The organism is Elongatibacter sediminis (assembly GCF_037892215.1).
In the GTDB taxonomy this organism is placed as follows: domain Bacteria; phylum Pseudomonadota; class Gammaproteobacteria; order Xanthomonadales; family SZUA-36; genus Elongatibacter; species Elongatibacter sediminis.
In genome coordinates this window covers 58,344-72,043 of record NZ_JAZHOG010000014.1, presented here as the reverse complement: position 1 = coordinate 72,043, position 13,700 = coordinate 58,344, and the positions used below count along the sequence as shown (strand labels likewise).

Sequence of the window (13,700 nt, the reverse complement as noted above, 5' to 3'; positions counted from 1 at the left end):
TCAGCGGTTTAAGGCAAGCCCGCCACCCGTCCCGGCCAGGTTTCAGCCGCCGGCTTTTCTCAACCTGGCCCAGGTGTCACGCAGGGTGACCGCGCGGTTCAGTACCGGGCTGCCCGGGCGGGAATCCTCACTGTCGTGCACGAAGTAGCCGGTGCGTTCGAACTGGTAGAAATCACCCGGTTCACCACGCGCCACCTCCGGCTCGACCACGGCATCCGGAATCACCTCCAGCGAATCGGGATTGAGAAACTCCAGAAAATCCCGTGATTTGTCGCCCAGCGGATTCGGAACGGAGAACAGGCGGTCGTACTGGCGGACTTCGGCACGAACGCCGTGCGCGGCCGAAACCCAGTGAATCGTGCCCTTGACCTTGCGCGACGCACCGGGCAGGCCGCTGCGGCTTTCGGGATCGAAGGTGCAATGCAACTCCCGTACCGTGCCATCGGCATCCTTGATCACGTCGTCGCAACGGATGATGAATGCGTGGCGCAGCCGCACCTCGCCGCCGGGCTTGAGACGAAAATACTTGCGGGGCGGATCCTCCATGAAGTCCGCCCGTTCGATCCAGATTTTGCGGCTCAGGGCGACCTGGCGGGTGCCCATGCTTTCGTCCTGGGGGTGAACCGGGGCTTCCAGCCACTCTTCTTCACCCTCCGGATAGTTCGTCAGCACGACCTTCACCGGATCGAGCACCGCCATGGAGCGCGGAGCACGCACGTTGAGATCGTTGCGCAGTGCATTTTCGAGCACACCCATGTCGATGATGGATTCGCTCTTGGAAACTCCCATCTCGTTCCAGAAAGCCCGAATGGATTCAGGCGTGTAGCCACGCCGGCGCAGACCCGAGAGGGTTGGCATGCGTGGATCGTCCCAGCCGTTCACGTGCCCCTCTTCGACCAATTGCCGCAACCGGCGCTTGCTCATCACCGTGTAATCCAGGTTACCGCGGGCGAATTCGATCTGCTGCGGGTGGCAGGGCGCCGGAATGTTGTCCAGGAACCAGTCGTACAAGGGCCGGTGATCCTCGAATTCCAGGGTGCACAGTGAATGGGTGATTCCCTCGATGGCATCCGAAATCCCGTGGGCCCAGTCGTACATCGGGTAAATGTGCCAGGCATCACCGGTCCGATGATGTGGCGCGTTGCGAATGCGATAGATCACCGGATCACGCAGATTGATGTTCGGGGAACTCATGTCGATTCGGGCGCGAAGCACGTAACGGCCGTCCTCGAACTCCCCCGCGCGCATCCGGTCGAACAGGTCCAGGCTCTCTTCGGCCGGCCGGTCCCGCCAGGGGCTGTCGCGCCCGGGCTCGGTCAGGGTGCCGCGGTATTCGCGGATCTGCTCCGCCGAGAGTTCTTCGACATAGGCCTTGCCGTTGCGGATCAGGTGGACGGCGTAGTCGTACAGTTGTTCGAAATAATCCGAGGCGTGACGCAACTCCTTCCACTCGAAGCCCAGCCACGAAACATCCGCCAGGATGGCGCGAGCGAAATCCTCACTCTCCTTCAGCGGATTGGTGTCGTCGAACCGCAGGTGGGTGCCACCACCGAATTCGGCCGCCAGACCGAAGTTCAGACAGATCGACTTGGCGTGTCCGATGTGCAGATGGCCATTGGGCTCGGGCGGAAAGCGGGTCACTACAGTGGAGTGCTTCCCTGAATCGAGATCGTCGATCACGATATTCCGGATGAAGTTCGTGGGACGGCTGGTTTCTTCTGCGCTCATTCGACGGCTCGGTATCTGCGGTATCCACCGGTTTGGTAATCTCCCGGCGAAAACGCTAAATTCTAGCGCATCGACCCGGTCCACGGCACGGTCAACGCCGAATCCACGCCGGCCCCGTCCGCCCATTCCATGGAACCTGACATGCACACGATCAAGGCCTATGTCCTCCCCGGCGCGCCCGACGACGCGGCTCAGCTGATCCGGCCAGCCCGGCCGCGCCGCGACTGGATGAACCGCACACCCGATCGTTATGCCTATCGCTGCATACCGTTGTCGGCGGCCAATACCATGGGTTGGGAAATTCTGAACCCGGTCAATTGCGAGTTCCGCTGGAACGGATTGACACCACACACGCAATTGTTCGTCTACCGTGAGAAGGAGTTGCGGTTCGGACCCAAATCACACTTCGGCAGCGGCGTGGTTACCTGGGAACTGCCGTTTCTGTTCCGCACGCCGCCGGAATACGGCCTGGTCGTCACGGGTCCGGCCAATCACGACCGCGCGGACATCGCGCCCCTGGACGGCTTCATCCGCACCGACTGGCTGCCGTTTCCATTCACGATGAACTGGCGCATCACCCGCCCCGACCAGACCATTCGTTTCGAGGCGGGAGAGCCCATCGCCCGGGTTTTCCCCTACCCGCTGGGTTTGCTGGAGGAGTCGGGAATCGAACTTCACGACCTGGCCGAAGATCCGGACTTCGAGCGGCAGTTTCGCGAATGGGGCGCCCGCCGGCAGCAGAATTACCGCGAGCGTGAACGCAAGGCCAAGACCGCCAGTCCGGCCGAAAACCCGGATCTCGACACCCTGTGGAATCGGCAGTACGCGCGCGGCGCCGGCTCCGACGAGGCCGATCAGCAGCACGAGACGGTGTTTCGCTGCCGGCCGGTCAGCGACAACCGCGGTGACGCGAACTGAGAATCCCGGGGGTTCGGATCCGCTGCCGCAACCCGGACAAATGCTGGCTCAGGCCAGCGCCCGAACAAGCATGCGGACTGAAACCAACAGGAGAAACACTCCGAAGATCAGGCTCAACTGCCGCTGATTCATGGCGTGCGCCAAGCGGGCGCCGAACGGAGCCGCGAAAACGGTGGTCGGCGCAATCAGCGCGAATCCGAGCCCATTGACGAATCCGATGCTGCCCGCCGGAAGCAAGGGGTTGCCGTAACCCGTCGCCATGAATCCGAGGGTGCCCGGCACGGCGATGACAAGCCCGAACAGGGCCGCCGTTCCGACCGCGCGATGAATCGGTTCACCCATCAGGCTCATGGTCGGAACAGTCAATGAGCCGCCGCCAATACCGATCATGGCGGAGACGAAGCCGATCAGGGCCGGTACCGGCGCCAGGGCCGGGCTGGTGGGTACGGATTGGGTCAGGGGCCGTGTGCGGATGTTCAGCATCATGCGCATCGCGACCAGCACCGCGAGGCAGGCAAACAGGATCGCCAACACACGGCTGTCGACCTGGCTGGCCACCCAGGTGCCGGCCAGGGAGCCCAGCAGGATCCATGGCGCCCAGCGGCGAGCGATCACCAGATCCACCCCCCCGCGTCGGTAGTGCGCCCGCGAGGAAGCGATGGAAGTGGGAATAATGGTGGCCAGCGACGTGGCCACCGCAATGTGCATCCGGATCGACGCATCGACGCCGATGACCCCCAGTGCAAACTCGAGCATGGGTACGATAACGACCCCTCCACCCACGCCGAGCACCCCGGCCATCAGGCCGCCGACAAGCCCCGTTCCGAGCATCGCCAACGCCAACAAGAACAGCTCATTCACCCGCCACGGTCCTCACGCTGTTTCCATGCCGCTACAGCCATTCGATGGCACCGATTCCATCCCGGTCACTCCATTCACAGAAAGTCGGCCAAGTGTAGCCGCTGCGAACCAAATGCACACCGCTGTGCCGCGGCGCACATCGCCACTTCCCGGAAGCCCCATAAAAAAAGCCCCGGCAAAACTGCCGGGGCTTAAAAGCGCATCGCGTAAGGCATAGAAGTGTGGGGACTGCCTGTCTAGAGGGGCGACGCGCTAGGCACAGTCAACTTACGGTTCATAGCTTACCGATCGGGCGTTAAAAATCTGTGAATTGATCGTTGGCTAATCGTGATTTAAATGGAATTATTTCGACCGCTTCATGCGACCCTTCTGGCGTGTCGTTTCAGGTGGACGAGCAGCAGTGATATCGCGGCCGGGGTAAGTCCCGGAATCCGCGCTGCCTGACCCACGTTCGCGGGGCGAACTGCCGCGAGCTTTTCGCTCACTTCGGCCGACAGACCACGAACGGATGAAAAATCGAAATCATCAGGAATTTCAACAGCTTCATTAATTCTCCGCCGATGAATTTCAGCCTCCTGCCGATCCAGGTAACCGGCATAGCGGACTTCGATCTCCAGCTGCAAAGCCACCCGCTCATCGTCCACGCCCGGGCCGATACCCGGCACAGCCATGAGCCCGCCGTAGGCGACTTCCGGTCGCTTGAGCAGATCCAGCGCCCGCACCTCCTTGCTGACCGGAATTCCGAGCCTCTCGGCAACATCACTCCCCAACTCGTTGGCCGGACTGACCCAGATCGCCCGCAGCCGTTCGCGTTCCGCCGCCAGTCGCTCCTGGCGGCGGCTGAACGCCTCCCAGCGCGGATCGCCGACCAGACCCATCTCCCGGCCGACCGGCGTCAGTCGGGCATCGGCATTGTCCTCGCGCAATTGCAGACGGTACTCGGCCCGGCTGGTGAACATTCGGTAGGGCTCCAGCGTGCCCAGCGTGACGAGGTCATCGATCATCACGCCGATGTAGGCCTGGTCCCGCCGCGGCACCCAGGGGGTGTCACCTCGCACCTGGCGGGCCGCGTTGACACCAGCCACGAGCCCCTGTGCCGCGGCTTCTTCGTAGCCGGTCGTGCCATTGATCTGACCGGCGAAGAACAGACCGCGCACGCGGCGGGTCTCGAGATGGGGGTGCAGGCCGCGGGGATCGAAAAAGTCGTATTCAATGGCGTAGCCCGGGCGCGTGATGAACGCCTGCTCGAAACCGGCAATGCTGTGAACCAGTTCGACCTGAACATCGAACGGCAGGCTGGTGGAAATGCCGTTCGGATACAGTTCACGCGTCCGCAGCCCTTCGGGCTCGACGAAAATCTGATGACTGGTACGCTCGGCGAAACGCACGACCTTGTCTTCGATCGACGGGCAGTAACGCGGCCCCACACCTTCGATGGTTCCGCTGTACATCGGCGAGCGGTGCAAGGCGGCGCGGATGATCTCATGGGTGCGCTCCGAGGTGTGGGTGATCCAGCAACTGACCTGTGGCGGGTGGTCGTCGCGACTGCCATCGAATGAAAACACCGGCCTCGGGTCGTCGCCGGGCTGTTCGCTCAGCCGGGTGAAATCCACGGTCTTACCATCGATCCGGGGCGGTGTGCCGGTCTTCAGGCGGCCCACTGGAAAATCCATGTCTCTGAGGTTGTCCGCCAGCGCTCCGGCCGGGGCATCCCCGGCGCGGCCGCCGGGCGTCGATTCCTCGCCCACGTGGATACGGCCGGCCAGGAAGGTCCCCGCCGTCAACACCACCGCCGGCGCCTCGAAAATCACGCCGGCCGCGGTTCGGCAACCCGTGACCCGGTCGCCGGACACGAGAATCTCGTCCACGGAGGCCTGGAACACGGCCAGGTTCGCTTGACCCTCCACGGTTTGGCGTACGTAGGCCCGATACAGGTTCCGGTCGCACTGAGCGCGGGTGGCCCGCACCGCCGGACCCTTGCTGGAATTCAGGGTGCGAAACTGGATGCCGGCGGCATCGGCCGCATGCGCCATCACGCCGCCCAGCGCATCGATTTCCCGCACCAGGTGGCCTTTGCCAATGCCGCCGATGGCGGGGTTGCAGCTCATCTGGCCGATGGTTTCGATGTTATGAGTCAGCAGCAGGGTCGCGGCGCCGGCCCGCGCCGAGGCGAGCGCAGCCTCGGTGCCGGCGTGACCGCCACCGATGATGATCACATCGAATGTCCGTGAATGCTTCATGCGCGACTTGCCACGGGAAAGGGCGCGCATTGTACTAAAAATCAATCAGATAGTGCAGGCTTTCGGCCATTTTCCATCTCGGCGTGCTCCGCGCCCGGCTGCCTCGCGGCGAGCGGTCATCGCGGATCATGATCACGTCGTCCACGGCCTCCCGGTCGATTGGCAGCCGCCGGGGAACGACGATTCGTGGCCGGTGCGACGGGCCGTGGCCGTGGTGTCGCAGCCGGTCTGCTGCGCACCCGCGGCGCCGTTGACACACGACTCCTGGCCGCGTCCTGCCCTTTGGTCACGGGCTGTGTGCGGGAAATTCCGACCTTGTTGTCCCGGCCGCCGACGACGGTCAAGCCCCGCCCGTCGGTACGCGGCGAAGTCATGACGGGCCGCTGTTCAGTCGCCGCCCCGTTCCCGGACTCTCCCGGCCGGCCACGGCGCATCGTGTCGCGCCGTCGTTCACCATTCTCGAACCCGGGTCGATCACCGCCACTGATCCGCAAGCCGCCGTGCGAGTCGACAGGCCGGGGTTCCGGCCGGGCCGGTTTCACGGGGGAATCGTATCCGTACGGCGCGTAACCGACATGTCCGTACCAGGCGCCGTAAGGACCGTAGGGGCGATAAGGCCAGCCCCAGGCGTCAGCGGGAAAATAGCCGGCCCGATACGGATAACCGTAACTCCAGCGCCCGTAGCCCCAGGGGCGCCAGGGGTGGAAGCCGAGGTAAAAGCGGTCCATCGACCACCACGGGTAATACAGGGCATGGTCGTATGCCCAACTCCGCGAATCATAATTCGCGACGGCGTAACCCGGGACATCAACGGTTCCCCGCGTTCCCAGATCGTACGGCCGGGTCTGGCCCTGCGAGGCGCACCCGGCAAGTCCGACAACCAGGCAGGAAGCGAGCAGCAGCACGCGGTTGCGGGCATTCCAGCCTGGAATCGGGTTTTTCATCCATTCACTCATGCATCAAAGATAGCACGCCGGGACTGAATCACGACTGAACGGAACCGGTTCGCCAGGGTTTGCGGGCCGGTTCTTTGAAAGCCGCTAGAATGTCCGCCGGTCCCTACATCGACATACCACCGGCACACCACCCATACCCCTCGAACCGCAACGGGAGATTTCGATTCATGAGCGACAAAATCCGGGAAATCCAGGGCTATGCCATCGTCGTGGACAAGATACTGTTCGTCACCCGTGTATTCGAGGCGGAAGGCGAGGAAGGCTTCCAGTTCAACATCGCGTTCACCGGCGAGAAGCGACTGGCGCCGCGATTCTCCACCCGGCATGAAGCGGAACTGGAACGTGAAATGCTGCTGAAGGCGATTCGAGAGGCCTGATCAGCGCCGGGAAGGTTGCTCACTGAGAACCCGCGCGCCGGCGTTACCCGGCGAATAAACGACAATCTGCACCCACACGGGTTTACGGGTATCCAGCCCCCGGGGTGGCTCCAGTTCGAAATCCTCGATCGACCGGGGCTCCCCGCGCTCTTCCCACGAGACACTGATGGCATCGCCACGATATTCCCTGAGCGGGAAGGAAGTGGCGCAGGAACTGTCCGGAAACACCGTGCCACAGGAAACCAGGCCCCCGGTCGCATGCACCAGAACCTGCACGTCGGTCACCGGGTAGTCAAGTTCGTTGCGAATGTCCACGCCGGCGATCTCGAACCGGACCGGCGGCTTTTCCGGAACCGGGTCCGGCGCCGTGGCGCAGCCAGCGAGCGCGCAGGCCATCCAGGCGGCAGTCGTCACCACCCGCAAGCGGTTCTCAGGCATCGTCCAGTGCGTTACCGACGATTTCGCCCACATCCGCCGACAGGGGCGAAGCCGACCGGATGCGTTCGAGCTGTGCGCGCATGAGTGATCGGCGCGACTCGTCGTATCGTTTCCAGCCATTGAAGGCGGAGGCGATACGGGCCGCAACCTGCGGATTGCGCGAATCGAGCTGCAACACCACGTCCGCGACCTGTGCGTAACCGGCACCCGAGTCGGCGTGGAAGCCCGTGGGATTGAGCATGGCGAACGCCCCGACCACCGACCGCACCTTGTTGGGATTGGACAGGCTGAAGGCCGGATGGTCCAGCAGTTCCGCCACCCGCTCGACGGTATCGGCGCCCGGGCAGGTGACCTGCAGAACGAACCATTTGTCCATGACCAGCGGATCGCTCGCCCAGCGCTTCTCGAACTGCTCCAGCGCCTCACGGTGGCCCGGGGCCTTGCGGTGTACGAGCGCCCTCAAGGCGGCGACGGTATCGGTCATGTTGTCGCTGGCACGAAACTGCCGCTGAGCCCGCTCCACGCCGGACGGGAGATCGGCCAGATAACCCAGGCAGACGTTCTTCAGGCTGCGCCGCGCCACCGATGCCCCGGAATCGTTGTAGGCGGCGCCGTCGTCCAGCAGGTCGTATACCCGGAGAAACTCGTTTTCCAGGCTCCTGGCCAGTGTGGTGCGCGTGAAATTCCGGGCCGCATGCAGACCGTCGACATCGACTTCGGCCATCAAGTCACCGAGGTAATCCTCGCCCGGCAGACGCATGGTTTCCGCCAACTGGGCCGGATCGGTCGTCCGGTCCGACAGCAGGGCCTGAAACGCGCGTTCCAGGCCCGCGTCCGGCTGCATCTCCCGCCCCTCCCGGAACGCCTGTCGATTGTTCATGATGGCCCGCTGGGCGAGCAGTTGCGCCGCCTCCCAGCGCACGAAAGCGTCCGTGTCATGGCGCATCAGAACTTCGAGGTCTTCCGGGGCATAATCGTAGGTGAGCTTCACCGGCGCGGAGAAGTCCCGCAGCAGCGACGGCACCGGACGGCAAGGCACGTCGACGAACTCGAAGCGCTGTTCACGTTCGTCGAGCACCAGCAGACGGCTGGTTCCGGCCGCGGCCTCTTCACCGTCCAGCCGCAGAGGAATTTCCGCCCCTTCCGGGGTCAGCAGACCGATGCCGAATGGAATGAGCAGGGGCTGCTTTTCACTCTGGTCGTGAGTCGGGGGCGTTTGCTGTTCCAATTCCACGATGTAGCGGCCCTCGTCGGCCCGGTACTCGGTGCGCACCCGGACTTCGGGCGTTCCTGACTGGCTGTACCAGCGGCCGAAACGATCGAGATCGACCCCGTTGGCATCGGCCATGGCTGCAATGAAGTCATCGCAGGTCACTGCCGCGCCATCATGCCGTTCGAAGTACAGGCGCATGCCTTTCTGGAACCCTTCCTCGCCCAACAGCGTGTGGCACATGCGGATGACAGCAGCACCTTTCTGGTACACGGTCATGGTGTAGAAGTTGTTGATCTCCTGGTACCGGTCGGGGCGGATCGGGTGGGACATAGGCCCCGCATCCTCAGGAAACTGACGGGTTCGCAGGTCGCGCACGTCCTGGATGCGCTTGACCGCCCGCGACTGCATGTCGGAAGTGAACTCCTGGTCGCGGAAAACCGTGAGCCCTTCTTTCAGGGTCAGCTGGAACCAGTCCCGGCAGGTCACCCGGTTGCCGGTCCAGTTGTGGAAGTATTCGTGACCGATGACGCCTTCTATGGACTGGTAGTCCATATCGGTTGCCGTGTCGGGGCGCGCCAGTACGTACTTGGAATTGAAAATGTTGAGAGACTTGTTTTCCATCGCGCCCATGTTGAAATCATCGGTCGCGACGATGTTGTAGATATCGAGATCATATTCCAGGCCGAAGCGTTCCTCGTCCCACTGCATGGAGCGTATCAGCGCGCCCATCGCGTACGCACATTTGTCCAGGTTTTGCGGTTCGACATAGATCCGGAGTGTCACCTCACGTCCCGAACGGGTCGTGAACCGGTCCTCCACGTGCTCCAGCCTGCCGGCGACCAGCGCGAACAGGTAGGCGGGTTTGCGGAAGGGATCGCACCAGCGAACCCAGTGCCGCCCGTCACCGGAATCACCCGATTCCACAGCATTGCCGTTACTGAGCAGCACCGGATAGCGGTCCCGATCGGCCTCCAGCGTGACCTCGTAGTTCGTCATCACGTCCGGGCGATCCGGGAAGTAGGTGATCTTGCGAAAGCCCTCCGCCTCACACTGGGTCAGCAGGAATTCGCCGGAAGCGTACAGGCCTTCCAGCGCGGTGTTTTCCTGTGGACGGATACGGACCTGGGTGCGCAGACTGCACTCGCGCGCCGGTTCGTGTATGACCAGGCTGTCGGCATCGACCGTGTATTCGCCGGCCCGCAACGGCCGCCCATCCAGTTCGACCCCGACCAGTTCCAGGCACTGACCATCGAGCCGGATGGCTCCGACCTCGCCGTCGCCGAGCCATGCCAGGTCCATCTCGGCGGTCACCGTGGTAATGCGGTGGTCGATCTCGAAGCGCAGGCGCAGGTCGGTGATCTGCCACGGATAGGGCGTGTAATCCTCGCGGCGTACGATTTTGGGTGTCAAACCTTCTTTCATGATGGATGTTTCCGGAAGCTGCCGGACGGCACGAACCTGTGGCCCCCTGACCGGCGGGAGCCGTATTATACGGGTCTTGGGGCCCGGTCCGCATCGCCAAGGAGCGCTCACTCACCATGCCGCAGTCCAAAGACTCCGGGGATCTGCCCGATTTCGCCGATGTGCAGCTCGCCGCAGCGCGCATTCGCGACCGGGTCCGGGAGACTCCGGTCATTCACGAACCCGAACTGGATGATGCGTTCGGCTGCCAGCTTTTCTTCAAATGCGAAAACCTGCAGCGGACCGGCGCGTTCAAGTTCCGGGGCGCCAGCCATGCACTGGCGAGGCTGGCCGAGGACGGCATCACGGGAGACGTGGCCACTCACTCATCCGGTAATCATGGTGCCGCACTGGCGCTGGCGGCCCGGCTCGAAGGGCGGTGCGCACACGTGGTCATGCCGGAAAATGCCTCGCGGGTGAAAATCGAGGCGGTGCGCCGTTACGGGGGTGAAATCCACTTCTGCGCACCCACCCAGGCCGCCCGTGAAGAGGGCCTGGCGAGCCGGGTCGAGTCGGGAGCCATCGCCGTTCCCCCGTATGACCATCCCGACATCATCGCCGGCCAGGGCACGGCCTGCCTGGAATTGCTGCAGCGCATACCGGACCTCGACAGCGTTCTTGCGCCGATCGGCGGGGGCGGACTGATCAGCGGCACGGCTCTGGTGGCGCGCGAACGCGGTCTCACCGTGTTCGGCGCCGAGCCCGCCGGCGCCGACGACACGGCCCGGAGTCTGGAACTCGGCCGGCGGGTGGCATCCAGCCAGCCGGACACCATTGCCGACGGCTTGCGGGCCCTGGTCGGCGTGCGGAACTTCACGTTGATCCAGCGCCACGTCAAGCAGGTCATTACCGTGTCCGAGAATGAGATTCGCGAAGCCATGGCCGTCGCCTGGCGCCATCTACGCCTGCTGATCGAACCCTCATCGGCGGTGGTGATCGCCGCGCTGCGAAGCTCGGCCGACACGTTCGCCGGCCGGCGCGTGGGGGTGATCCTGAGCGGTGCCAATATCTCGCCGGCCGACTGGCTGGCGCTGACCGCCAACCCGGCCGGATCGCACGAAGCTCACGACGCCGCTACCTGAACCCGGAGCGGTTCAACGGCCCGCTTCGCGATCGACGGCGACGCGCAATTCGTCCGCACGCTCGAAAAACCCCTCCACGCTGGCGCCAGTGCGCCCCTGGAAAGCCGGCGGCCACAACAACGGCTCCAGGTACGGCAGGGTGCTGAAGGCATTGCGCTCCAGAATGTCGCCGGTCGCCGGCGCACCGAACAACAGCACCGCGGCCAGCCCGGCGGCGGCAGTCATCCGTGCGGAATTGCCGAGGGCGGCAAACCGGAGATGGGCGAGAATGACCAGGGCGGCGATCGTCACGTCCGCGACCAGTGAGGCCCACCAGACAGCGCCGTTCCAGGCCATCGCGAAACAGGCCGCGGACACCACGTGGGTCACCAGAAACAGGGCCGTGACACCGAACAGGGTTATCGCGAGATGGACCGGAAAATTGGCGCGATGCGCCAGAATCCGATTGAGCAGGGCCCAGAATCCGGCCCAGGCCAGAACCCCGATGACCGGATACAGCAGGCCACGTGCCATACCGAGCACCGTGGGTCGATCCACGCCGGCAAGCAGTTCATCGAGGACCAGCACCGCCGTTGCCAGTACGGTACCCAGCAGCAGCGCCCAGATCGAACCGAGCCGGCCGAGCAGGCCATGCCGGGCCGTGTCACGCAGGGTCGGTGCGAGGGTGCCGCCGGCCGCGTGGAAGCGGAGCTGACTGTGGCCGAAATGGACTACCAGACCGTCGCGTACCGGCAGTTCACCCACCCGTTGCCGGTGTCGCCCCGCATAGCTGCCGTTCACGCTGTCCAGATCGCGGGCCCGCGGACCATCCGGCCCCAGGTCGAGTTCGAGGTGGTGCGGACAGACATAGGGGTCCGAGACGACGATGTCGTTGTCGTAGGCACGGCCGATGCGCAGTCGATCTCCGTGCCAGGCGATGCGCTGCACCACGTGGCCGCCGCGACTCAGCACCTCGACCGCGCCCAGCGGTTCGCCGGTCGCGGCAACGGGATGACCGGATTCCATACCCGATGCGTTCATGGTCGATCCCCCACCCAGGACAAGGCGGAAACAAAGCGGCGGGACAGCGCGTTGAGATGATCCCAGTCAAAACCCGCGAGCAGCAGGGTGGATTGCAGTGCGCGGCGATTCTCGACCAGGCTGGTCGAACTCAGGTAGGCGTCGTAGAGACCCGGATAACTGAGATACGTGCGTACACAAAAGGTGACCTGCAGGGCCGTCTCCGGAGCGTCAACGAAATCCGACCGGCAGCGGTAGTTGGTCACCGTCGATTCGTCGCCGTCGAGCGTCAGTCGCGGGTAGTAGCCGCGATCTTCGAGCTGCTTGTAGAAACGCAGCGGATGCAGGTCGTCCGAAGACAGCAGTTCATGCTGGTAGCGGATGATCCCGGTACTGAGCGTGGTGGACAGGAATATGTCGTCCTGGCTCTCGCACCGATAGTAGATCTGGTCGAGATCGTCAGGCACGTCTTCCTGGCGGCTGCCCCAGCAGTTCAGCCAGTCGGCCAGCGCACCGGGCACATCGAATCCATCCAGGCTCGTCACCGGCATGGGGCCGTTCAACAGGCGCTCGGCGAGCGCGGACTGATTCGCGGTCAACTGGCCGGCGATGGTCTCGTCCAGGGACCGCGTCGCGGCCCGCGGTTCCGAGGTTTTCTCGAGCAAATTTCGTACGAATACGGACGGCACCAAAAAACCCACCTGGTTGCCGGCGGTGGCGACGTTCGTGCCCACGACTTCCCCCGCCCGGTTCAGGGCCGGTCCGCCGGACATGCCGGGATTGATGGAACCCGTGAAATGGAGCCGATCGTACAACGAGCGCTCCATCATCCCACTGTAAGTGCCCTCGACGATGGTGAGACCAATGTCGTACGGGTAACCCATCGAATAAGCGCGCGCGCCCTTGCGCGGCGCCTCCCGCGCCAGTTCCAGGGGCGTGGGTTTCATGCCTTCGGCACGCAGCACGGCCAGGTCGTGAACCACGTCAACCGACAGCAGTTCGAGCCGGCCTTCGCGTCCCGATTCGGACAGGTAACGCGCCTCGTGCCGTTCCGGCTGGTTCGCCAGGTCGGCGACGACATGGTAGTTGGTGACGATCCACCCGGGCTGACCGGCGAAATAACCGGAGCCCAAAGCGGAACGAGAACGGGACTGGCGATCCAGGACCTGCACCTGGACCGTGCGATCGCGCCAGCGCGCATACAGATCCGCCGTATCCTCCAGGGTCACCTGCGCCTGCAACGGGCCGGCGCCGGTCACCAGCAGCGGCAGAACCGTTCCGGCGAGAAGCCATCGCAGCGTGTGTTGGCGCCATTTTCGGCAATGCATTCGTATCATTTTTCCATTATTGCAAAGGCCTGCGTCCCGGAGGAGATTTCACCCTTCGCGTCGGACCGTTAGAATGGAGCCGGCGGGACATCGCCCCGC

At 63.9% G+C, this 13,700-nt stretch carries 11 protein-coding genes; 3 read left to right on the top strand and 8 right to left on the bottom strand.

What is annotated here, in order from left to right; genetic code table 11:
• Positions 1-42 precede the first annotated feature (42 nt).
• Positions 43-1,728 (bottom strand): glutamine--tRNA ligase/YqeY domain fusion protein, encoded by a 1,686-nt coding sequence (locus V3330_RS17765; RefSeq protein ID WP_354696796.1) that lies wholly within the window; start codon positions 1,726-1,728, stop codon positions 43-45.
• Between the two features lie 141 nt (positions 1,729-1,869).
• Between V3330_RS17765 and V3330_RS17760 the strand changes: the two genes are divergently transcribed.
• Positions 1,870-2,646 (top strand): DUF6065 family protein, encoded by a 777-nt coding sequence (locus tag V3330_RS17760; RefSeq protein ID WP_354696795.1) that lies wholly within the window; start codon positions 1,870-1,872, stop codon positions 2,644-2,646.
• Between the two features lie 48 nt (positions 2,647-2,694).
• Here the strand turns inward: V3330_RS17760 and V3330_RS17755 are convergent, their stop codons facing one another.
• From V3330_RS17755 to V3330_RS17745, 3 genes are all read right to left on the bottom strand, one after another.
• Positions 2,695-3,507, bottom strand: coding sequence for a sulfite exporter TauE/SafE family protein (locus V3330_RS17755; RefSeq protein ID WP_354696794.1), 813 nt, complete (start codon positions 3,505-3,507; stop codon positions 2,695-2,697).
• Positions 3,508-3,863: 356 nt separating this feature from the next.
• The gene (mnmG, locus tag V3330_RS17750; RefSeq protein ID WP_354696793.1) at positions 3,864-5,747 is read right to left on the bottom strand and encodes a tRNA uridine-5-carboxymethylaminomethyl(34) synthesis enzyme MnmG; all 1,884 of its coding nucleotides are present in this window, start codon (positions 5,745-5,747) and stop codon (positions 3,864-3,866) included.
• Positions 5,748-5,863: 116 nt separating this feature from the next.
• Positions 5,864-6,691 (bottom strand): hypothetical protein, encoded by an 828-nt coding sequence (locus V3330_RS17745; RefSeq protein WP_354696792.1) that lies wholly within the window; start codon positions 6,689-6,691, stop codon positions 5,864-5,866.
• Between the two features lie 179 nt (positions 6,692-6,870).
• Here V3330_RS17745 and V3330_RS17740 point away from each other — a divergent pair, with 179 nt between their 5' ends.
• On the top strand, positions 6,871-7,080 hold the full coding sequence (locus tag V3330_RS17740; RefSeq protein ID WP_354696791.1) for a hypothetical protein: 210 nt from the start codon (positions 6,871-6,873) through the stop codon (positions 7,078-7,080).
• On the opposite strand, the gene V3330_RS17735 is transcribed toward V3330_RS17740, so the two are convergent.
• Positions 7,081-7,518, bottom strand: a complete 438-nt coding sequence (locus V3330_RS17735) for a hypothetical protein (protein ID WP_354696790.1) — start codon at positions 7,516-7,518, stop codon at positions 7,081-7,083.
• Positions 7,511-10,153, bottom strand: a complete 2,643-nt coding sequence (pepN, locus tag V3330_RS17730; RefSeq protein WP_354696789.1) for an aminopeptidase N — start codon at positions 10,151-10,153, stop codon at positions 7,511-7,513. The genes V3330_RS17735 and pepN overlap by 8 nt, the downstream gene beginning before the upstream one ends.
• A 116-nt stretch (positions 10,154-10,269) precedes the next feature.
• Here pepN and V3330_RS17725 point away from each other — a divergent pair, with 116 nt between their 5' ends.
• The gene (locus V3330_RS17725) at positions 10,270-11,274 is read left to right on the top strand and encodes a threonine ammonia-lyase (RefSeq protein ID WP_354696788.1); all 1,005 of its coding nucleotides are present in this window, start codon (positions 10,270-10,272) and stop codon (positions 11,272-11,274) included.
• A 12-nt stretch (positions 11,275-11,286) separates the two neighbouring features.
• On the opposite strand, the gene V3330_RS17720 is transcribed toward V3330_RS17725, so the two are convergent.
• Together V3330_RS17720 and V3330_RS17715 are read right to left on the bottom strand one after the other, a co-directional pair.
• Positions 11,287-12,294: an FHA domain-containing protein gene (locus V3330_RS17720; protein WP_354696787.1), complete on the bottom strand. Its 1,008-nt coding sequence runs from the start codon at positions 12,292-12,294 to the stop codon at positions 11,287-11,289.
• Complete coding sequence (locus V3330_RS17715; RefSeq protein ID WP_354696786.1) at positions 12,291-13,601, bottom strand: S1C family serine protease; 1,311 nt, start codon at positions 13,599-13,601, stop codon at positions 12,291-12,293. Before V3330_RS17715 ends, V3330_RS17720 begins: the two co-directional genes overlap by 4 nt.
• Positions 13,602-13,700 lie beyond the last annotated feature (99 nt).

Coding starts and splice junctions, on each gene's coding strand:
- V3330_RS17765 (WP_354696796.1), bottom strand. CDS start 1,728: ATGAGCGCAGAAGAAACCAGCCGTCCCACGAACTTCATCCGGAATATC.
- V3330_RS17760 (WP_354696795.1), top strand. CDS start 1,870: ATGCACACGATCAAGGCCTATGTCCTCCCCGGCGCGCCCGACGACGCG.
- mnmG (WP_354696793.1), bottom strand. CDS start 5,747: ATGAAGCATTCACGGACATTCGATGTGATCATCATCGGTGGCGGTCAC.
- V3330_RS17745 (WP_354696792.1), bottom strand. CDS start 6,691: ATGAAAAACCCGATTCCAGGCTGGAATGCCCGCAACCGCGTGCTGCTG.
- V3330_RS17740 (WP_354696791.1), top strand. CDS start 6,871: ATGAGCGACAAAATCCGGGAAATCCAGGGCTATGCCATCGTCGTGGAC.
- V3330_RS17735 (WP_354696790.1), bottom strand. CDS start 7,518: ATGCCTGAGAACCGCTTGCGGGTGGTGACGACTGCCGCCTGGATGGCC.
- pepN (WP_354696789.1), bottom strand. CDS start 10,153: ATGAAAGAAGGTTTGACACCCAAAATCGTACGCCGCGAGGATTACACG.
- V3330_RS17725 (WP_354696788.1), top strand. CDS start 10,270: ATGCCGCAGTCCAAAGACTCCGGGGATCTGCCCGATTTCGCCGATGTG.
- V3330_RS17720 (WP_354696787.1), bottom strand. CDS start 12,294: ATGAACGCATCGGGTATGGAATCCGGTCATCCCGTTGCCGCGACCGGC.
- V3330_RS17715 (WP_354696786.1), bottom strand. CDS start 13,601: ATGCATTGCCGAAAATGGCGCCAACACACGCTGCGATGGCTTCTCGCC.